The 19276-nt window shown below is 59.8% G+C and carries 18 protein-coding genes; 8 read left to right on the plus strand and 10 right to left on the minus strand.

The window, feature by feature from the left end; all coding sequences use genetic code 11:
* Positions 1–48 precede the first annotated feature (48 nt).
* Positions 49–882 (minus strand): AraC family ligand binding domain-containing protein, encoded by an 834-nt coding sequence (locus tag ACA056_RS13235; protein ID WP_497273304.1) that lies wholly within the window; start codon positions 880–882, stop codon positions 49–51.
* 35 nt (positions 883–917) lie between these two features.
* Positions 918–1421 carry a VOC family protein gene (locus ACA056_RS13240; RefSeq protein WP_497273305.1) on the minus strand — a complete coding sequence of 168 codons (504 nt, stop codon included), beginning with the start codon at positions 1419–1421 and terminating at the stop codon, positions 918–920.
* A gap of 179 nt (positions 1422–1600) precedes the next feature.
* Between ACA056_RS13240 and ACA056_RS13245 the strand changes: the two genes are divergently transcribed.
* Both ACA056_RS13245 and ACA056_RS13250 read left to right on the plus strand, forming a co-directional pair.
* The gene (locus tag ACA056_RS13245; protein WP_497273306.1) at positions 1601–2959 is read left to right on the plus strand and encodes an XAC2610-related protein; all 1359 of its coding nucleotides are present in this window, start codon (positions 1601–1603) and stop codon (positions 2957–2959) included.
* A gap of 159 nt (positions 2960–3118) precedes the next feature.
* Positions 3119–3367 (plus strand): transmembrane sensor/regulator PpyR, encoded by a 249-nt coding sequence (locus ACA056_RS13250; protein WP_497273307.1) that lies wholly within the window; start codon positions 3119–3121, stop codon positions 3365–3367.
* A gap of 10 nt (positions 3368–3377) precedes the next feature.
* Here ACA056_RS13250 and ACA056_RS13255 read toward each other — a convergent pair whose 3' ends face one another.
* On the minus strand, positions 3378–4298 hold the full coding sequence (locus ACA056_RS13255; RefSeq protein ID WP_497273308.1) for a LysR family transcriptional regulator: 921 nt from the start codon (positions 4296–4298) through the stop codon (positions 3378–3380).
* A 114-nt stretch (positions 4299–4412) separates the two neighbouring features.
* Between ACA056_RS13255 and ACA056_RS13260 the strand changes: the two genes are divergently transcribed.
* From ACA056_RS13260 to ACA056_RS13280, 5 genes are all read left to right on the plus strand, one after another.
* The gene (locus tag ACA056_RS13260; protein ID WP_497273309.1) at positions 4413–5258 is read left to right on the plus strand and encodes an oxidoreductase; all 846 of its coding nucleotides are present in this window, start codon (positions 4413–4415) and stop codon (positions 5256–5258) included.
* 176 nt (positions 5259–5434) lie between these two features.
* Positions 5435–5890, plus strand: a complete 456-nt coding sequence (locus tag ACA056_RS13265; RefSeq protein WP_497273310.1) for a (2Fe-2S)-binding protein — start codon at positions 5435–5437, stop codon at positions 5888–5890.
* Positions 5891–5915: 25 nt separating this feature from the next.
* A complete protein-coding gene (locus ACA056_RS13270) occupies positions 5916–8084 on the plus strand; it encodes a xanthine dehydrogenase family protein molybdopterin-binding subunit (RefSeq protein WP_497273311.1) in 2169 nt (722 codons plus the stop codon).
* 1 nt (position 8085) lies between these two features.
* Positions 8086–8664, plus strand: coding sequence for a hypothetical protein (locus tag ACA056_RS13275; protein ID WP_497273312.1), 579 nt, complete (start codon positions 8086–8088; stop codon positions 8662–8664).
* A 74-nt stretch (positions 8665–8738) separates the two neighbouring features.
* Positions 8739–9338 (plus strand): GGDEF domain-containing protein, encoded by a 600-nt coding sequence (locus ACA056_RS13280; RefSeq protein WP_497273313.1) that lies wholly within the window; start codon positions 8739–8741, stop codon positions 9336–9338.
* On the opposite strand, the gene ACA056_RS13285 is transcribed toward ACA056_RS13280, so the two are convergent.
* Positions 9307–9732, minus strand: a complete 426-nt coding sequence (locus ACA056_RS13285) for a VOC family protein (RefSeq protein WP_497273314.1) — start codon at positions 9730–9732, stop codon at positions 9307–9309. The genes ACA056_RS13280 and ACA056_RS13285 overlap by 32 nt on opposite strands.
* A gap of 111 nt (positions 9733–9843) precedes the next feature.
* On the opposite strand from ACA056_RS13285, the gene ACA056_RS13290 reads away from it, so the two are divergent.
* Positions 9844–10710, plus strand: a complete 867-nt coding sequence (locus tag ACA056_RS13290) for a LysR family transcriptional regulator (RefSeq protein WP_497273315.1) — start codon at positions 9844–9846, stop codon at positions 10708–10710.
* Positions 10711–10890: 180 nt separating this feature from the next.
* On the opposite strand, the gene fabI is transcribed toward ACA056_RS13290, so the two are convergent.
* From fabI to ACA056_RS13320, 6 genes are read right to left on the minus strand one after another with little or no spacing between them, the layout of a single operon-like run.
* Positions 10891–11685 carry an enoyl-ACP reductase FabI gene (fabI, locus tag ACA056_RS13295; protein ID WP_008152082.1) on the minus strand — a complete coding sequence of 265 codons (795 nt, stop codon included), beginning with the start codon at positions 11683–11685 and terminating at the stop codon, positions 10891–10893.
* 21 nt (positions 11686–11706) lie between these two features.
* Positions 11707–13317, minus strand: coding sequence for an ABC transporter ATP-binding protein (locus ACA056_RS13300; protein ID WP_223430832.1), 1611 nt, complete (start codon positions 13315–13317; stop codon positions 11707–11709).
* Between the two features lies 1 nt (position 13318).
* Positions 13319–14338 carry an ABC transporter permease gene (locus tag ACA056_RS13305; RefSeq protein ID WP_095128240.1) on the minus strand — a complete coding sequence of 340 codons (1020 nt, stop codon included), beginning with the start codon at positions 14336–14338 and terminating at the stop codon, positions 13319–13321.
* A 1-nt stretch (position 14339) separates the two neighbouring features.
* On the minus strand, positions 14340–15413 hold the full coding sequence (locus ACA056_RS13310) for a microcin C ABC transporter permease YejB (protein ID WP_497273316.1): 1074 nt from the start codon (positions 15411–15413) through the stop codon (positions 14340–14342).
* A gap of 4 nt (positions 15414–15417) precedes the next feature.
* Complete coding sequence (locus ACA056_RS13315) at positions 15418–17259, minus strand: extracellular solute-binding protein (protein ID WP_497273317.1); 1842 nt, start codon at positions 17257–17259, stop codon at positions 15418–15420.
* The gene (locus ACA056_RS13320) at positions 17256–19088 is read right to left on the minus strand and encodes an extracellular solute-binding protein (RefSeq protein WP_497273318.1); all 1833 of its coding nucleotides are present in this window, start codon (positions 19086–19088) and stop codon (positions 17256–17258) included. Before ACA056_RS13320 ends, ACA056_RS13315 begins: the two co-directional genes overlap by 4 nt.
* Positions 19089–19276 lie beyond the last annotated feature (188 nt).

Genomic DNA, 19276 nt, shown 5'->3' on the forward strand with positions numbered 1-19276 from the left:
TATATACGAAAGTTTGCCGCGGGTTCTTTTGTTTGATGACGGCTGATGTCAACTCCGATATTGCCCAGGCGTCGCCGCCAAATGCTGTTTAAATACCCGTTGAAAGTGTGCCTGATCGGCAAACCCGGCTTCGAGCGCCACATCGGCGATCAGCTTGCCGCTGCGCAGCTGATCGCGGGCGAACTGGATACGCCGGTTAACCAGAAAGGCGTGGGGTGTCATGCCGTAATACTGCTTGAACGCACGAATCAGGTAGGACGGCGATAGCTGAGCCGCCTCGCAAATGTCTTCGAGCTTGAGCAGGTGCGTGCAGTTGTCGCGGATGTAATCGGCCGCCCGCTCCAGTTTGAAATTGGGTTCGCGCAGCGGTTGATCGATCGGGTTGAGCCGCTGCTGCACGTCGGTGAAAAACTCCACGGCCGCGCTTTGCTTGCGCAACACGTCTTGCTGCGCATCGACCAGCACGTCGTACAAACCTTTCAGGCCGGTAAACAGGTCGCTGTCGTGAGTGTGGGTGCTGGAAAACCGGCGAAACGCCAAGTCCTGGCTGAAACCGAGCTGATGCTGCAAATCGGTCAGCCAGGGTGTCTCGACGTACAGCATCAGGTACGACCACGGCTGGTCATCGATGGGATTGCAGGCATGGACATCACCGGGATTCATCAGCACCACGGTGCCGGCACTGACCTGAAACTCCGATTGCTCGTGGAGGTAGGTACTGCACCCGGCCGTGATCGCACCGATGGAAAAGTGCTCGTGGGAATGCCGGCTGTAGCAGACCTCGCGGCCGTCGGCGATGGAACGCGCTTCGATGAAGGGCAGGGCGTCGTCGCGCCAGAAGCGTGGGGCTTTGTCAGCGTCTTTGGCAATGGTGTGCTTCATCGCAGGTGTTCTCGGCAGGCCAGAACCGGAGTGTATTAGCTCTCGCCGTTAAAGGCCCGCTGCAAGGCGGCGATGTCGAGTTGTTTCATCTGCAACATCGCGGTCATGGCGCGCTGGGATTTTGTCGTGTCAGGGTCTTTCATCATGTCCATCAGCGCCACCGGCACGATCTGCCAGGACACGCCGAATTTGTCTTTGAGCCAGCCGCATTGCTGGGCCTCAACGGGACCGCCCGCGGACAGGCGCCCCCAGAAGTGGTCGACTTCTTCCTGAGTATGGCAATTGACCTGAAATGAAACCGCTTCATTGAACTTGAAGATGGGACCGCCGTTGAGGCCGGTAAAACTCTGCCCGTCCAGTTCGAAACTGACCGTCATCACCGAGCCTTCGGGCCTGCCGTGAATCTCCTGGCCAGCCTTGCCGTAGTGGGTGGTGGCGCTGATTTTCGAATGATCGAAGATCGCACAGTAGAACTTCGCGGCTTCCTCGGCCTGATTGTCGAACCACAGGCAGGGCGTGAGTTTTTGAACGCGTTGCATGGCACAGCTCCTCTACGGATTACTCAGGCTGGACTTTGAGCGTAGTCAGCCTCGGGTCGTCTGGCCGTACCGTAGATCGACAAGTTGAAAGAGTTTCCTCTTCACGGAATCAACGATGTCGGCATGACCCGTTAGTCGCTAGACTGCCGATCTGTTTTGCCGCAAGGACGCTCTGCATCATGGTTTTCCCTCGTTTATTGGCTGTTTCCTGTCTGCTGGTTGCCGCTGCCGTAAGCGCCGAACCACTGACGTATCACCTCACGGACCCTGCGCAGAAATACGTCATCGACGTGCTGTTTGCTCAGCCGCCGACCCAGACCTTCGACGGCGCTCCCGCGCTGATTACATTGCGCGAAAGGGCCGGCGGTCAGGTGCTGCAGCGCATCGAGTCAGACGAAGCGTTCACGCTGTTCAAGCCAGGCCGCAAAGCTTCTGAGTTCGACCGCAACCTGGCGTATGCCGATCAAAGTTTGCTGTTGTTCGGCGATTTCAATTTCGACGGGCAGCAAGATCTTGCCGTACGCAATGGCAATGATGCGGGCTATGGCGGTCCTTCCTACGACATCTATCTGTTCGATCCCGAGAGCCCGACGCTCGTGTTGAGCAAGCCCTTTTCCGCACTGACCCGTGACGCGAATCTGGGCATGTTCGACATCGACCCGGTCACCAAAAGCCTGCATACCCAGTCCAAAAGCGGCTGCTGCTGGCGGCAGAGCGCGACCTGGCAAATACAGGACAACCGCCCTGTGAAGGTGGCCGAGAAAATAGAGGTTGTGCAGAAACCGTCGGAAGCCAACCCGTTCATGCCTTATGGGTATGTGGACGTCACCGATCGTGAACTAAAATCCGGCCAGTGGACGGAGCGTCGGCGCCTCGAGGGGCCCGTCGGTGAAGCGCCCGTCATGTTGCGCGGCACCCTCGATGACAAGATTCCCGTTGAGCTGTGGTGGCAACGTCAGGGTGATGTCTACGTCGGGGAAGTTCGCTACAGCAAGACCGGCAGCGGTCAACCGATCCGGCTGGTGGGCAATACCTACGAAGATGGCGGTATTGTTCTGCGTGAACTGGACGACGACGGTCAGATGATCGGCAACTGGTTCGTCGAAGGCACGCCGAACGAGCAGGGCAGCCAGACCGGCACGTGGATCAACGGCTCTCGTCAATTAAGCATCGATATGAGGCCGACTGCGTTCAAGGTCGCCGCGCAAAAACTTGAGCGGGTAGCAGACAGTCAGCGAGAAGGGCGCTACCTCGTGAGCAATGTCCAGGATCGGCGTGTCGGCGAGTTGACCCTCAAAGTATTGCCGGGGATCGACAACCGCCCCGAGATGGCGGACATCAACCTGAGCATTTTTCAGCTCAAGGACCCGCCTGTCGAAGTCCATCATCAGTACCCATTGCTCGCCGGCAATCTCGTCATCGCACTGGACCCCCAAGGCGATCCGCTGTTTCGCCTGCAGTTGCTCAATGGCGCCGCAGAAGTGACTGGTTTCGGCGAATATCAGAAGTACAGCGCGGCTTACGTGAAACAACCCTGATGTAGTCGTAATGACTTTTTGTAGGGTCGGTATGACTACCAATGGAAGTAGTCATATCGACTCGTGCGAACTCAATTGATTGATCTTCATGGGTTTTTAATCTGGCACGCGACTTGATACATCAAACGTACAACTGATCTAATTCAGGAGTACGGAAAAATGTTCGAGTTCTTCAACAATCCTCAGCACGTTTTGCATCTGTCGAGCCGGGTACTCGGCGCCGGTCTCGCGTTGCTTGTGACGGGTATCTACGGCGCTTATCTCTACGACAGTCATTTGCCGATCGTGGTGCTGGTGTCGATGCATGCGATGACCATCATCGGGCCGACCTTACTCAAAATTGGCTATGTGATGCGCCTTCTGGCGCAACATCGGCTGGGCAAACGTCTGGTCGGCGCTGTGGCCTGAAGGCGACGGTTCAGCGGCGGTCCTGGCCTCCTTTTTCAGCGATCCACCGGGTGGCCAAATCAATAAAGGCCCGCAATTTCGGCTGTGTCTGGGTGCGGCTGGGAAAGTACAGATACAACGCCGAGCTGAGTGGCACGAAGGGTTGCAGCACCCGTTCCAGGCGTCCATCCGCCAACTCGTCGGCAATCTCCAGATCACAGGCATAGGCCAGGCCCGAACCGCTGCGAGCGGCCGCCACCAACAACCGGCGGTCATTGACGATCACGCCGCCCTCGACGCCCACGGTGAAGTCCCGACCCTCGCGGCGAAACTCCCAGCGATGCGCGCTGCCGGAGGTCGAGAAGCGAAAGCCGATGCATTCATGTCGGGTCAGGTCTTCCGGGATGGCCGGTTTGCCAACCTTGGCGAAGTACGCCGGGGAGCCCACCACAGACCATTGCAGGTCAGGTGTCAGGCGCACCGCGATCATGTCTTTTTCAATCGACTCTCCCAGGCGAATCCCTGCATCGAAGCCGCCGGCCATCAGGTCGACCGTGGCGTCGTCCAGGGAAATATCGAGAGTGACCTGCGGGTACGCCTCGCGGAACAGCGGAATCAGCGGCTCCATCAACAGGGCCCCGGACAATCGCGGTGCCGTGAGTCGCAGCGTGCCCATGGGCTGATCTCGGAAACCGCTGAGCACCGCCAGGGCTTCATCGATTTCACTGGCCGCCGGACGCAAACGCGCAAACAGACTGGCGCCGGCTTCGGTCAGCGCCACCCGGCGCGTGGTGCGTTGAAACAGCAGCACGCCGGTGCGCCGTTCCAGCAGTTTGATCGCGTGGCTGACGGCGGTGGGCGTAACGGCAAGCCGAGTCGCAGCCAGGGTGAAACTTTTGTGCTCGGCGACCGCGAGAAACTCGGTCAAGCCATCGAACGGATCGTGGTTCATGTCGGCGCCATTATGAAAGAGCGTTTCATAGTGCTTGTAACACGAGGGCATTTTTCAGACCAATGTTCCTGCGTACCTTGTGCCTACCCCAACTGCCTACAAGGATTCGCGAACATGACCACTTCCCATAGCTTCAAACGTGTCTGGCTCATCACCGGCGCTTCTCGCGGTATCGGCGCCAAGATCGCTGCCGCCGCGCTGGCCAATGGCGACGCCGTGGTCGCCACCGCCCGTGACGCCGGCAGCATCACCCAGCGTTTTGGCGAGCAGCCAGGCTTGCTGGCCGTCACCCTTGATGTGACCAATGAAGTCCAGGGAGTTGCAGTCGCCAAGGCGGCCATCGAGCACTTCGGGCGCATCGACGTGCTGGTCAATAACGCCGGCTTCGGCGTGCTCGGTGCGGTGGAAGAAGCCAGCGCCGATGAAGTGCGCCGCGTGTATGAAACCAACGTCTTTGGCTTGCTGAATGTCACTCGCGCCGTCCTGCCGCACATGCGCGCCGCTCGCCGTGGACATGTGATCAATCTCTCTTCTGTGGGCGGTTACACGTCGGGGCCGGGCTTTGGTGTCTACTGCTCGACCAAATTTGCCGTCGAAGGCTTGAGCGAGGCGCTGCACGCCGAACTGGCACCGCTGGGCATCAACGTGACCATTGTCGAGCCTGGTTATTTCCGTACCGAATTCCTCGAAGGTAATTCGCTGGTCGAATCCCCGGCTTCGATTGCCGACTACGACAGCACGGCGGGTGAGGTGCGCAAAATTGCCAAGGCCGTGACCCTGAATCAGCCTGGCGATCCGGACAAGCTCGCCCAGGCCATGATCAAACTGGTGGAAGCGGAAAAAGCCCCGCTGCGCTTACCGCTGGGCAGCGACTGTGTCGCGGCGATCGAAGCCAAGAACACCTTCGTCGCTGAGGAGTTGCAGACGTGGCGTGAGCTGTCGGTGTCCACCGACTTCTAAGCCAAAACCGCATAAGAAGGCCGCCCATCGAGGCGGCCTTTGTGTGACCGGTGGTCGATGAACCTGTCCGGTGGGGCAATTTGCGCTTAGCTGTAGAGATAACCCGAGGCGCGCGTAGGTTCTGAACCGCCACAGCGACGCCCCTTCAGAACACCGTGAGTCTGAGGAAATTCGCAATGCTGACCCTCAACATCAATGGCAAGGACCAGGTGCTGGATGTCCCCGCAGACATGCCGCTCCTGTGGGTCCTGCGCGATGTCGCGCACTTGACCGGCACCAAATTCGGTTGCGGCATCGCCCAGTGCGGCGCCTGCACCGTACACGTCGACGGCGCGCCACTGCGTTCCTGCATCACGCCCGCCACAGCCGTGGCCCACGGGCAAAAAATCCTCACCATCGAAGGCCTGTCTACCGACGGTTCACACCCGGTGCAACAAGCCTGGGCCGAGCTCGATGTGGTCCAGTGCGGTTACTGCCAGTCCGGGCAGATCATGTCGGCGGCGGCCTTGCTGGCGAAGATCCCCAAGCCCACCGACAGCGACATTGATCAGGCGCTGTCCGGCAACATCTGCCGCTGCGGCACCTACCCAAGGATCCGCGCAGCGGTCAAGCGCGCCGCCGAGATCGGTTGATGCCACGTTGAAGGGAGTCTGAGCAATGAACAGCCTCAATCCTCTGTCACGCCGTGGTTTCCTCAAGGGCAGCGCAGTGCTGGGCGGCGGTCTGGTGGTGGCGTTTGTCATCCCTGGTGGCCATCGCTTTGCCGTCGGCGCCGAGAATCAAGGCAATGTTTTCGCGCCCAATGCGTTTTTACGGATCGGCAATGACAACAGCGTCACCATACTGCTCGGCCATTCGGAAATGGGCCAGGGCATCTGGACCGGCCTGACCATGTTGATCGCCGAAGAACTGGACGCCGACTGGTCGAAGATCCGCGTCGAACATGCACCGGCTTCGGCCGCCGAGTATGGCCTGGCCGGGTTTGGCGGGATGCAAATCACCGGTGGGTCGACCTCGACCTGGATGGAGTTCGACCGCTACCGGCAGGCCGGTGCAGCGGCGCGTTTGATGTTGATCGACGCGGCGGCCAAACGTTTCAATGTCGCGCCCTCCGAAATTCGCACCGAATCGGGTGTGGTGATTGCCGGCGACCAGCGCGCCACTTACGGCGAACTGGCCGATGAGGCCGGCAAGCTGCCGGTGCCGGACCCAGCGTCGATCAAACTCAAGGAGTCCAAGGACTGGAAAATCATCGGCAAACCGACCAAGCGCCTGGACACACCGGAAAAAATCACCGGCCGCGCCAAGTTCGGCATGGACGTGCAGTTCGACGGCCTGATGACCGCCATGGTTGCGCGCTCGCCGGTGTTCGGTGGCAGCGTCAAATCTTTCGAAGGTGCCGAAGCGCTGGCGATCCCGGGCGTGCACAAAGTGGTGCAGGTGCCCACCGGGGTGGCGGTGATTGCCGACCATTACTGGGCGGCGAAGCTGGGGCGCGATGCGTTGAAGATTGATTGGGACCTGGGACCGAACACCGGGCTCGACAGTCAGACGCTGCTGGAAAGCTTCCGCAAACTCGCCGCCACCCCTGGCATGTCGGCCAATCAGGCCGGTGATGTCGCGGCGGGTCTGGGGAAAGCGGTGAAGGCCATCGATGTCGAATACAGCGTGCCATACCTGGCCCACGCGCCGATGGAGCCGCTCAACTGCACAGTTAAAATCACCAAAGAAAAATGCGAAATCTGGACCGGCACCCAGTTTCAGACGCTGGATCAAATGGTCGCCGGGAAAATCACCGGGCTCAAGCCCGAGCAGGTGGAGATTCACACCGAGTTTCTGGGCGGCGGTTTCGGTCGCCGGGCCAATCCGACCTCGGACTTTGTCGCTGAAGCCGTGGAAGTCGCCAAGGCCGCGGGCGCGCCAGTGAAAACCGTCTGGTCCCGGGAGGACGACATTCGCGGCGGCTACTACCGCTCCGCGTTCCTCCATCAGGCCCGCATCGGCCTCGATGCCGGTGGCCTGCCGATCGCCTGGAAGCATGTGATGGTCGGGCAGTCGATCATGGCGGGCACGTCATTTGAGGCAACCATGGTCAAAAATGGCATCGACAAGACCTCTGTCGAAGGGGTCGCCGACAGTCCGTACCTTGAGGGGTTGGCGAATCACCAGGTTGATCTGCATTCGCCGCAAACCGGCATCCGCGTGCTCTGGCTGCGTTCGGTGGGGCACACCCACACCGCGTTCGTGATGGAGTCGCTGATCGACGAACTGGCAGAGGCGGCCGGAAAGGATCCGGTCGAGTACCGACGAACCTTGCTCAAGGACCATCCACGGCATCTTGGCGTGCTGAACCTGGCCGTCGAGAAAGCCAACTGGAAGGCGCCGCTACCGGACGGGCATGCGTTGGGTGTCGCGGTGCATGAGTCTTTCGGCAGTTATGTTGCCCAGGTGGCCGAGGTGTCCCAGGACAACCTGGCGATCCGCGTCCACCGGGTGGTGTGTGCGGTGGATTGCGGCATTGCGGTTAACCCGATGAGCATCGCGGCGCAAATGGAATCGGCCATCACCTTCGGCCTCGGATTTACCTTGCACAGCAAACTGACCTTCAAGAATGGGCAAGTGGTGCAGTCCAATTACCATGACTATCAAGTGCTGCGGCTCAACGAAATGCCGGTGGTGGAAGTGCATATCGTGCCCAGCAGCGACAAACCCGGCGGCATCGGCGAGGCCGGTGTGCCGCCCACGGCGCCGGCAGTGGCCAACGCGGTGTTCGCCCTGACCGGCCAACGCTTGCGGGAACTGCCGCTGCAACTGTCGGGGGTGTGAGATGAGACGACATCTGATTCTTGGCGCGGTGGTGTTGATCGGCCTGGTCGGCTACGCCGAGGACCTGTTCGCTGACGATAAGGAGGCCATCAAGGCGTTCGATACCGTGCAAAAGGTCTTTCAGAGCCCGCGCTGCCAGAATTGCCATATCCCCGGCGATTCGCCGTTGCAGTTCGACGCCGGGATTCCCCACGCCATGAACGTCGTGCGGGGCATGGACGGCAAGGGCGCGGCGGGTTTGCCCTGCGCTACCTGCCACGCCGAGAGTAATCCGCCGGCCAGTTACGGCGCTCACGCACCGCCGGGGGCGCCGCACTGGAGCCTGCCGCCCGCCGCGCACAAAATGGCCTGGATCGGTCTGCCGGCCGACCAGTTGTGCGCAATGATCAAGGACCGTTCCAGCAACGGCGACCGCGATTTCGCCGCGCTGATCAAGCATGTCAGTGACGACAAACTGGTGCTCTGGGGCTGGAATCCGGGTCAGGGAAGGGCGCCGGTGCCGGTGCCGCACGACATTTTTGTCACCCAGTTCAAACGCTGGGCAGACGCGGGAGGGCCATGTCCGGTCGTGGGTAGTTGACCGGCGGTCCGTTAACAGGGAGTCAAAACGGGTATGGACGACTCTAAGAAACATACCCGCCAATGGAGTGAGTAATGCTGATCCCAGGCAAACCGGTAAAACCAGGCGCGTGCGCCGACCTGTTGCGCACGCCACTGCAGGAGCGCGAGCTACTGCGTGACCTGGCCCGCAAGGCCGAGGAGGAGCTGATGGGCGTGCAGATGGCGAGCATGGACGAGTTGACGCTGCTCTCCAATCGACACGGTTTTACAGCGCTGGCCCAACAAGGGCTGGATGTCTGCCAGCAGCTGAAAAAGCCAGCGACGCTGTTGCTCTTCAATATTGATGACTTCAAACACATCAACTATCTCTATGGTCGTGCCGAGGGCGACAACGCCCTGAAAACCTTCGCTGATGTGCTGCGAATTGCCTTTCGCGAGAGCGATGTGATCGGCCGGTTGGGCAGCGACAAATTCGTCGCGTTACTGACCGGCTCAAGCGTTGTGGAAATACCCGCGATCAGGGCGCGACTCGAAGAAATACTCGAAGAGCGCAATGCTACGGTGCATCGCGGTTATGACATTCGCTTCAGCATCGGACAACTCGAGTGCAACCCTCTGCTTCCCGGCTCGATCGAGGAGCTGCTGGCACAGGCCGATGCGTTCACTTGGCAAACAACTGAGCCACATCCTTGAAAGCCTTGAACTCAAGCGCGTTGCCGCACGGATCGAAGAGAAACATCGTCGCTTGCTCACCTACCAAGCCCTGAAAGCGAATGCCCGGTTCGATCACGAATCGGGTGTTGAGGGCTTTCAATCGCTCGGCCAGCGCCTCCCATTCGTTCATCCCCAACACCACCCCAAAATGCGGCACCGGTACGTCATGACCGTCGACAGCATTGGTGTGCGCGGCTTCTTGAGAGGCGTTTTTCGGCGCCAGGTGAATGACCAATTGATGGCCGAAAAAATTGAAATCGACCCAATGATCGCTTGAGCGACCTTCTTCCAGGCCGAACACTTCGCCATAAAAATTCCGCGCGGCCGTCAGGTCGTAGACCGGGATGGCCAAGTGAAAAGGGGAGAGTTGCATCGAATGTGCCTCGGTTGTCTGGATTCAGACTGAGTTTAGCCCTGTGCTTTTTGATTAAAAGACGATAATTTTTGCATCGAGCTCAAATTATTTCGATCAATCGAGAACGCCATGCTGCGGGAACTGAAAACCTTCATTGCGGTGACGCGCTACGGCACTTTTGCCGCGGCCGGGATGCACATCGGCCTGACCCAGTCGGCCGTCAGCGCGCAGATTCGCAATCTGGAACAGGCTCTGGGTATTCGTTTGTTCGACCGCACCGGACGTCAGGCGCTGCTCAATGCGGCGGGCCAGCGGGCGTTGCCGATGGCCAGGGAAATGCTGGAGACCTTCAGCCGCATGGCGGTCAGCGATGATGTCAGTGAGTATCGCGGCGAGTTGAAAATAGGCGCGGTGGCCACGGCCCAGACCGGACTGCTGCCCCAGGCATTGCTACGACTGAGGCAACAGGCGCCATTACTGGAGCCGAAACTGGTGCCCGGCGTATCGCTGAACCTGTTGAGCCAAGTGGACACCGGTGAGGTGGATCTGGCGATCCTGATCAAGCCGCCGTTCGAGTTGCCCAAAGAACTGTCAGCGCAGCTCATCCGCAAGGAGCCGTTTGTATTGATCGTGCCTGCGGACCTTGAAGGCGATGAGCCGTTGCAGATCCTCGCGAGCCATCCGCAGGTGCGTTACGACCGCAATTCGTTCGGTGGAAGACTGGTGACGCGTTTTTTGCGTGAGCAGCAGATTGATGTGCAGGTGGCTTTGGAGCTGGATGAGCTGGAAGCCATCGTGAAGATGGTTGAATGCGGGTTAGGCGTGTCGCTGCTACCCGAGGCGGGGCTCTGGCTTGAGCATGGGGCGAAGGTTCGGATCATCCCGTTGGGGGAGTTGACGTTCTACCGCGAGATCGTCCTGTTGCAGCGCTATAGCCAGCGCACACAGCCGATCCAGCAGCTGTTTTCCAGCTGCCTGACACACATTTCCGGCTAAACACCAAACCCCTGTGGGAGCGAGCTTGCTCGCGATGGCGGAGTGTCAGTCGACATCAATTTTGATGGTTAGTCCGCTATCGCGAGCAAGCTCGCTCCCACATTGATTGCGCCAGGCCTGAAATTACGGGCACAAAAAAACCCGCCTCAAGAGGCGGGTTTTTTCGTTACAACCCGAAGATTACTCTTCAAGGCTGCCCATGGCCGTGGTGTTGAAGCCACCGTCCACGTACATGATTTCGCCGCTGATGCCGGACGCCAGGTCCGAGCACAGGAAGGCGCCAGCGTTGCCGACTTCGTCGATGGTGACGTTACGACGCAGCGGGGTTTGCGCTTCGTTGGCGGCCAGCATCTTGCGGAAGTTCTTGATGCCGGAAGCGGCGAGAGTGCGGATCGGGCCAGCCGATACGCAGTTGACGCGGGTGCCGTCCGGGCCCAGGGAGCCGGCCAGGTAACGAACGCCAGCTTCCAGGGAAGCCTTGGCCATGCCCATCACGTTGTAGTTCGGCATGGTGCGCTCGGCGCCCAGGTACGACAGGGTCAGCAGGCTGCCGTTGCGGCCTTTCATCATTTCGCGGCCGGCTTTGGCCAGGGCCACGAAGCTGTAGGCGCTGATGTCGTGAGCGATGCGGAAACCTTCACGGGTGGTGGCTTCGGTGAAGTCGCCATCCAGTTGGTCGCCCGGGGCGAAGCCGACGGAGTGCACGATGCAGTCCAGGCCGTCCCACTTCTTGCCCAGCTCAACGAAGACCTTGGCGATTTCTTCATCGCTGGCCACGTCGCACGGGAAGCACAGGTCAGGGTTGGAACCCCAGCTTTGTGCGAACTCTTCGACACGACCCTTGAGTTTGTCGTTCTGATAAGTGAAGGCAAGCTCAGCGCCCTCGCGATGCATGGCGGCAGCGATGCCGGATGCGATGGACAGCTTGCTGGCGACACCGACGATCAGTACGCGCTTACCGGCGAGAAAACCCATGTGTTGCTCCTCTCTTTCAGGTTATTGCGCAGTGGCTGGAGCCAGGAAAGCGGCTTCCAGCAACTGCTGTGTATACGGATGTTTGGGGGCCGCAAAAATACTTTGCGCGTCTCCCTGTTCGACCACTTGGCCTTGCTTGACCACCATCAGCTGGTGGCTCAGCGCTTTGACGACAGCCAGGTCATGGCTGATAAACAGATACGTCAGGTTGTACTTGGTTTGCAGTGAACGCAAAAGCTCCACCACTTGGCGTTGCACTGTCCGGTCGAGGGCCGAAGTCGGCTCGTCCAGCAGAATCAACGCCGGTTTTAGCACTAATGCCCGGGCAATGGCGATTCTCTGCCGTTGCCCGCCGGAAAATTCGTGGGGGTAGCGGTGCCGGGTTTCCGGGTCCAGACCTACCTCCTTGAGTGCCGCAATAATCGCCAGTTCCTGTTCCGCCTCGGTGCCCATCTTGTGGATCCGCAGGCCTTCGCCGACGATCTGGCTCACGCACATCCGTGGGCTCAGGCTGCCGAACGGGTCCTGAAACACCACCTGCATCTGCCGACGCAGCGGCCGAACCTGTTGCTGCGTCAGGCAGTCTAGCTGCTTGCCTTCAAAACGGATGGCACCTTTGCTGCCGATCAGCCGCAAAATTGCCAAACCCAGTGTCGACTTGCCCGAACCGCTTTCTCCCACAATCCCCAGGGTCTGGCCCTGAGGCAGGCTGAAATTGATGCCGTCCACCGCTTTGATGTGGTCGACGGTCTTTTTCAGAAAGCCTTTCTTGATCGGGAACCAGACTTTCAGGTCCTCGACTTGCAGCAAGGGCGGGCCGATAACGTTAGTTGCCGGCTTGCCGCTGGGCTCCGCTGCCAGCAGTTCCCGAGTGTACGGATGCTGCGGTGCGCGGAACAACTCTTCGCACGATGCCTGTTCGACGATGCAACCGCGCTGCATGACACATACGCGATGCGCAATTCTTCGCACAAGGTTCAAATCGTGACTGATCAGTAGCAGCGCCATGCCCAATCGGGCCTGTAATTCCTTAAGCAATTCGAGGATTTTCAGCTGAACGGTCACGTCCAGCGCGGTGGTCGGCTCGTCGGCGATCAGCAGTTCCGGCTCGTTGGCCAGGGCCATGGCAATCATCACCCGCTGCCGTTGGCCACCGGACAATTCGTGGGGCAGGGCCTTGAGGCGCTTCTCGGGCTCCGGGATGCCGACCATTTCCAGCAACTCCAGCGTGCGCTTGGTCGCCACTTTACCGATCAGGCCCTTGTGGGTGCTCAATACCTCGTTGATCTGCTTCTCGATCGAGTGCAGCGGATTGAGCGAGGTCATCGGCTCCTGGAAGATCATCGCGATCCGGTTACCGCGGATGTGGCGGATGGTTTTCTCTTTCAGGCTCAGCAGGTTCTGCCCGGAGTACTCGATGGTCCCGGACGGATGCCGGGCGAGCGGGTAGGGCAGCAGCCGCAGGATCGAGTGGGCCGTCACCGATTTGCCAGAGCCACTTTCGCCCACCAGCGCCAGGGTTTCGCCACGCTTGATATCGAAGCTCACGCCTTCGACCACCCGTTGAACGCGCTCGCCGACGACAAATTCGACGGCCAGGTCGCGCACTTCGATCAGATTGTCCTGATTCATTTCACTTCCTCGGGTCGAAGGCATCGCGAGCGGACTCGCCGATGAACACCAGCAAACTCAACATCAATGCCAACACGGCAAACGCGCTCATGCCGAGCCACGGCGCTTGCAGGTTGGATTTGCCCTGGGCCACCAGTTCACCCAGCGACGGTGCGCCAGGCGGCAAACCGAAACCGAGGAAATCCAGGGCGGTCAGGGTGCCGATGGCGCCGGTCAGGATGAACGGCATGAAGGTCATGGTCGAGACCATGGCGTTGGGCAGGATGTGACGGAACATGATCGCACCGTTTTGCATCCCCAGCGCCCGCGCGGCGCGCACATATTCCAGATTACGCCCTCGCAGGAATTCGGCGCGGACCACGTCCACCAGGCTCATCCACGAGAACAACAGCATGATCCCCAGCAGCCACCAGAAGTTCGGCTGCACAAAGCTGGCGAGAATGATCAGCAGGTACAGCACCGGCAGCCCGGACCAGATCTCCAGAAAGCGCTGCCCGGCCAAATCCACCCAGCCGCCGTAGAAACCCTGCAAGGCCCCGGCTATCACACCGATGATCGAGCTGAGAATGGTCAGCGTCAGGGCGAACAGCACCGAAATTCGGAAGCCATAAATCACCCGAGCCAACACGTCGCGGCCCTGATCGTCAGTGCCCAGCAGGTTGTCGGTCGAGGGCGGTGCGGGTGCCGGGACTTTCAGGTCGTAGTTGATGCTTTGATAGCTGTAGGGAATCGGCGCCCACAGGACCCAGGCGTCTTTTTCCTTGAGCAATTCGCGGATGTACGGGCTCTTGTAGTTGGCTTCCAGCGGGAATTCGCCGCCGAAGGTGGTTTCCGGGTAACGCTTGAGCGCCGGGAAGTACCAGCCGTTGTCGTAGTGCACCACCAGCGGTTTGTCGTTGGCGATCAGCTCGGCGCCGAGGCTCAGCCCAAACAGCAGCAGAAACAGCCACAGCGACCACCAGCCACGCTTGTTGGCCTTGAACAGTTCGAAGCGTCGGCGATTGAGAGGGGACAGGTTCATCTCAATGCTCCCGGCTTTCGAAGTCGATACGCGGATCGACAAAGGTGTACGTGAGGTCGCCGATGAGTTTCACCACCAGTCCCAACAGGGTGAAGATGAACAGCGTGCCAAAAACCACTGGGTAATCGCGGTTGATCGCCGCCTCAAAACTCATCAGGCCGAGGCCGTCGAGGGAGAAGATCACCTCCACCAGCAACGAGCCAGTGAAGAAGATGCCGATAAACGCCGACGGGAACCCGGCGATCACCAGCAGCATGGCGTTGCGGAACACATGGCCGTAGAGCACGCGGTGGTTAGTCAGGCCCTTGGCCTTGGCGGTGACCACGTACTGCTTGTTGATTTCGTCGAGGAAGCTGTTTTTGGTCAGCAGGGTCATGGTCGCGAAGTTGCCGATCACCAGCGCCGTCACCGGCAATGCCAGGTGCCAGAAGTAATCGAGAACCTTGCCGCCCATGCTCAACTCATCGAAGTTGTTGGAGGTCAGCCCTCTGAGCGGGAACCAGTCGAAATAACTGCCGCCGGCGAATACCACGATCAGCAGGATGGCGAACAGGAACGCCGGGATCGCGTAGCCGACGATGATCAATGAGCTGGTCCAGACGTCGAAGTGGCTGCCGTGTCGCGTCGCCTTGGCGATCCCCAGCGGGATCGACACCAGGTACATGATCAGCGTGCTCCAAAGCCCGAGGGAGATCGACACCGGCATCTTTTCCTTGATCAGGTCGATGACCTTGGCGTCGCGGAAGAAGCTGTCGCCGAAATCAAGCGTGGCGTAGTTCTTGATCATGATCCACAAGCGTTCCGGCGCCGATTTGTCGAAGCCGTACATGTGTTCGATTTCCTTGACCAGCATCGGGTCCAGGCCCTGGGCACCGCGATAGGCGGAGCCGGCCACCGAGACTTCGGCACCGCCACCGGCAATGCGGCTGGTGGCCCCTTCGAAGCCTTCGAGCTTGGCGATCATCTGCTCCACCGGCCCGCCGGGGGCGGCCTGGATGATCACAAAGTTGATCAGCAAAATGCCGAGCAAGGTCGGGATGATCAGCAGCAGTCGCCGAAAAATATACGCCAGCATCTGATTACTCCATGCCCGCAGGGTCGGCTTGCAGTTTGGTTTCGACTTCTACCGCAGGTTTGGCATCGGGCTTGACCCACCAGGTGTTGATGCCGATGTCGTACTTGGGGGAGATTTTCGGATGACCGATGTGGTTCCAGTACGCCACGCGCCAGGTTTTGATGTGCCAGTTGGGGATCACGTAATAGCCCCATTGCAGCACGCGGTCCAGCGCGCGTGCATGGGCCACCAGACTTTTGCGCGAATCGGCGTTGATCAGTTGCTCGACCAACTGGTCCACCACCGGGTCTTTCAGGCCCATGGAGTTGCGGCTGCCGGGTTTGTCGGCGGCGGCAGACATCCAGAATTCGCGCTGTTCATTGCCCGGTGAATTGGACTGAGGGAAGCTGCCGACGATCATGTCGAAGTCCCGTGAACGCACGCGGTTGATGTACTGCGAGACGTCGACCCGGCGGATCACCAGGTCAATCCCCAGGTCGCTCATGTTGCGCTTGAACGGCAGCAGCACCCGCTCAAATTCGGTCTGGGCCAACAGGAACTCGATGGTCACCGGTTTGCCATGGGTGTCGACCATCTTGTCATCGACGATCCGCCAGCCCGCCTCTTGCAACAGTTGATAGGCTTTGCGCTGTTGGGCGCGGATCATGCCGCTGGCGTCGGTCAGCGGGTTCTGGAACGCCTCGCTGAACACCTGCTCGGGAATCTTGCCGCGGAACGGGTCGAGGATCGCCAACTGATCGGCGTCCGGCAGGCCGCTGGCAGCCATTTCCGAATTCTCGAAATAACTGCGGGTGCGCACATAGGCGCCATTGAACAGTTGTTTGTTGGTCCACTCGAAGTCCAGCAATAGCGTCAAGGCCTGACGTACACGTACGTCCTGGAAAACTGGGCGGCGCAGGTTAAACACAAAACCCTGCATGCCGGTGGGGTTGCCGTTCGGGATCTGTTCCTTGATCAACCGGCCCTCGGTGACCGCCGGAATGTTGTAGGCGTTGGCCCAGTTCTTTGCTGCCATTTCGAGCCAGTAATCGAACTGCCCGGCCTTGAGCGCTTCCAGAGCGACGGTGTTGTCGCGATAGTAGTCGGTGGTCATCACGTCGAAGTTGTAGAACCCGCGGTTGGCAGGCAGGTCCTTGCCCCAGTAATCCTTGACCCGCTCATAGCGCACCGAACGCCCGGCCTTGACTTCGCTGACCTTGTACGGGCCGCTGCCCAACGGCATTTCCAGGTTGCCCTTGGTGAAATCGCGAGTCGCCCACCAATGCTTGGGCAGCACCGGCAACTGGCCGAGGATCAGCGGCAGCTCACGGTTGTTGTTGTGTTTGAACTTGAACAGCACCGTCAGCGGATCTTCAGCGACCACTTCCTCGACATCGCTGTAGTAACCGCGGAACAGCGGCGCGCCGTCCTTGATCAAGGTCTGGAAGCTGAAAACCACGTCCTCGGCGCGCATCGGATGCCCATCGTGGAAGCGCGCTTCGGGGCGCAGGTAGAAACGCACCCAGCTGTTGTCCGGGGCTTTTTCGATCTTGCCGGCGACCAGGCCGTACTCGGTGAAAGGCTCATCCAGGCCCTGTTTGGCCAGGGTGTCGTAGATCATGCTGATGTCGTCGGCCGCGACACCCTTGTTGATGAAGGGATTGAGGCTGTCAAAGCCGCCGAAACCGGCCTGACGGAAAATCCCGCCCTTGGGCGCGTCGGGGTTCACGTAATCGAAATGTTTGAAATCGGCCGGGTATTTCGGCGGCTCGTTGTACAGGGTCAGGGCATGTTGCGGGGCGGCACAGGCCAGCCCGGCGAACAACAGACCGCTGGCCTGCAAGAGCAGGGTGCGTACGGGTTTCATCGATCTTTCTCCGAAGATTTCAGCCACCAGGCGCTCAGGCCCAATGTGTAGGGCGGCGTGGTGACGAAGGCGAACCGGTTGCGGTAGGCCAGGCGGTGATAACTGAGGTACCAGTTGGGAATGATGTAGTGCTGCCACAGCAACACCCGGTCCAGGGCCCTGCCGGCGGCGACTTGTTCATCCCGGGTCTGGGTGGCGAGCAATTGTTCAAGTAAATGGTCGACCACCGGATTGGCGATGCCTGCGTAGTTTTTGCTGCCCTTGATCCCGACCTGGCTGGAGTGGAAGTACTGCCATTGTTCCAGGCCCGGACTGAGCGTCTGGTTGAGGGTCATCAGGATCATGTCGAAATCGAACTGATCAAGGCGTTGCTTGTACTGGGCGCGATCAACCGTGCGCAGCCGAGCGTCGATGCCGATGCTGGCGAGGTTCTCGACGTAAGGCTGAAGGATGCGCTCCAGGTTCGGGTTGACCAGCAGGATCTCCAAACGCAACGGTTGGCCGATGGTGTTCTGTAGCCTCTGACCGTTGAGTTTCCAGCCGGCCTCGGCGAGCAGTTCCAGAGCCTTGCGCATGGTTTCCCGTGGAATGCCGCGGCCTTCGGTCTGCGGCAGGCTGAACGGCTCGGTGAGCAGCTTGGCGGGCAACTGATCGCGATAGGGCTTGAGCAACAGCCATTCGTGACCGACCGGTAGCCCGGTGGCGGAGAACTCGCTGTTGGGGTAATAACTCATGGCGCGCTTGTAGGCGCCGCTGAATAGCGTGCGGTTGGTCCACTCGAAGTCGAACATCAACCCCAGCGCTTCGCGGACCTTGGCCTCGGCGAAGGTTGGCCGCCGGGTGTTCATGAACAGGCCCTGGCTCTGGGTCGGGATCTGGTGCGCGATTTGCGCCTTGATCACATCGCCACGGCGCACGGCCGGGAAGGTGTATCCGTTGGCCCAGTTCTTCGCCTGGTGTTCGATGTAGATGTCGAACTCAGCGGCCTTGAACGCTTCGAAAGCCACGTCGCTGTCACGGTAGAACTCGACTTCCATACGGTCGAAGTTGTATTTGCCGCGATTGACCGGCAAGTCCTTGCCCCAGTAGTCCTTGACCCGTTCGAAAATGATCTGCCGCCCAGGCTCTACCGACGTAATGCGATACGGTCCGCTGCCCAGTGGCGGTTCGAAGGTGGTGGCCTTGAAGTCACGACCTTTCCAGTAATGCTGGGGCAGCACCGGTAACTCGCCCAGGCGCAGGATCAGCAACGGATTGCCGGCGCGTTTGAAGACAAAACGAATGCGCTGCGGGTTGAGGATGTCGACCCGCGACACTTCTTGAAGGTTGGTGCGGTATTGCGGATGGCCTTCCTTGAGCAACAAACGGTAGGAGAACGCCACGTCATAGGCGGTAATCGGCGTGCCATCGTGGAAACGCGCTTCGGGGCGCAGGTTGAACACCACCCAGCTGCGGTCTTCGCTGTATTCCACCGATTGGGCAATCAGGCCATAGCTGGAGGTCGGTTCATCGCCGGACGGCGCGTACTGGCCGGTGCCGACCATCAACGGTTCGTTGAGCTCGTTGATGCCGTATTGCAGGAAGTTCGGTGTGGAAACCGGGCTTGAACCCTTGAACGTGTAGGGATTGAGCGTATCGAAGGTGCCAAACGCCATCACCCGCAACGTACCGCCCTTGGGCGCTTGCGGGTTGACCCAGTCGAAGTGGGTAAATCTGGCCGGGTACTTGAGCGTGCCGAACTGCGCATAACCATGGCTTTCGCTGATCGTCGCGCTTGCGGGGGAGCTCAAGGCCAGGCTGATCAGGAGCAGGAGGAGGGGACGCTTCAAGTCAGGGATCCGATCCAGGCGGCTTGGGCTTTGTGGCTCGTACAGTAACAGCTTGTATCGACAGGAAAAAGACGGGTGCTGAAAGCGGTCTCGGGGCATAAAAAAAGATCGCAGCCTGCGGCAGCTCCTACCTGCGTTTACATCCGCAGGAGCTGCCGAAGGCTGCGATCTTTTTGGGTTTCACATCA

Source organism: Pseudomonas sp. LBUM1666, assembly GCF_059695775.1.

Bases quoted from the DNA above. Each gene is read 5' to 3' on its own strand.
- ACA056_RS13235 (WP_497273304.1), bottom strand. From the start codon at position 882: ATGAAGCACACCATTGCCAAAGACGCTGACAAAGCCCCACGCTTCTGG.
- ACA056_RS13240 (WP_497273305.1), bottom strand. From the start codon at position 1,421: ATGCAACGCGTTCAAAAACTCACGCCCTGCCTGTGGTTCGACAATCAG.
- ACA056_RS13245 (WP_497273306.1), top strand. From the start codon at position 1,601: ATGGTTTTCCCTCGTTTATTGGCTGTTTCCTGTCTGCTGGTTGCCGCT.
- ACA056_RS13250 (WP_497273307.1), top strand. From the start codon at position 3,119: ATGTTCGAGTTCTTCAACAATCCTCAGCACGTTTTGCATCTGTCGAGC.
- ACA056_RS13255 (WP_497273308.1), bottom strand. From the start codon at position 4,298: ATGAACCACGATCCGTTCGATGGCTTGACCGAGTTTCTCGCGGTCGCC.
- ACA056_RS13260 (WP_497273309.1), top strand. From the start codon at position 4,413: ATGACCACTTCCCATAGCTTCAAACGTGTCTGGCTCATCACCGGCGCT.
- ACA056_RS13265 (WP_497273310.1), top strand. From the start codon at position 5,435: ATGCTGACCCTCAACATCAATGGCAAGGACCAGGTGCTGGATGTCCCC.
- ACA056_RS13270 (WP_497273311.1), top strand. From the start codon at position 5,916: ATGAACAGCCTCAATCCTCTGTCACGCCGTGGTTTCCTCAAGGGCAGC.
- ACA056_RS13275 (WP_497273312.1), top strand. From the start codon at position 8,086: ATGAGACGACATCTGATTCTTGGCGCGGTGGTGTTGATCGGCCTGGTC.
- ACA056_RS13280 (WP_497273313.1), top strand. From the start codon at position 8,739: ATGCTGATCCCAGGCAAACCGGTAAAACCAGGCGCGTGCGCCGACCTG.
- ACA056_RS13285 (WP_497273314.1), bottom strand. From the start codon at position 9,732: ATGCAACTCTCCCCTTTTCACTTGGCCATCCCGGTCTACGACCTGACG.
- ACA056_RS13290 (WP_497273315.1), top strand. From the start codon at position 9,844: ATGCTGCGGGAACTGAAAACCTTCATTGCGGTGACGCGCTACGGCACT.
- fabI (WP_008152082.1), bottom strand. From the start codon at position 11,685: ATGGGTTTTCTCGCCGGTAAGCGCGTACTGATCGTCGGTGTCGCCAGC.
- ACA056_RS13300 (WP_223430832.1), bottom strand. From the start codon at position 13,317: ATGAATCAGGACAATCTGATCGAAGTGCGCGACCTGGCCGTCGAATTT.
- ACA056_RS13305 (WP_095128240.1), bottom strand. From the start codon at position 14,338: ATGAACCTGTCCCCTCTCAATCGCCGACGCTTCGAACTGTTCAAGGCC.
- ACA056_RS13310 (WP_497273316.1), bottom strand. From the start codon at position 15,413: ATGCTGGCGTATATTTTTCGGCGACTGCTGCTGATCATCCCGACCTTG.
- ACA056_RS13315 (WP_497273317.1), bottom strand. From the start codon at position 17,259: ATGAAACCCGTACGCACCCTGCTCTTGCAGGCCAGCGGTCTGTTGTTC.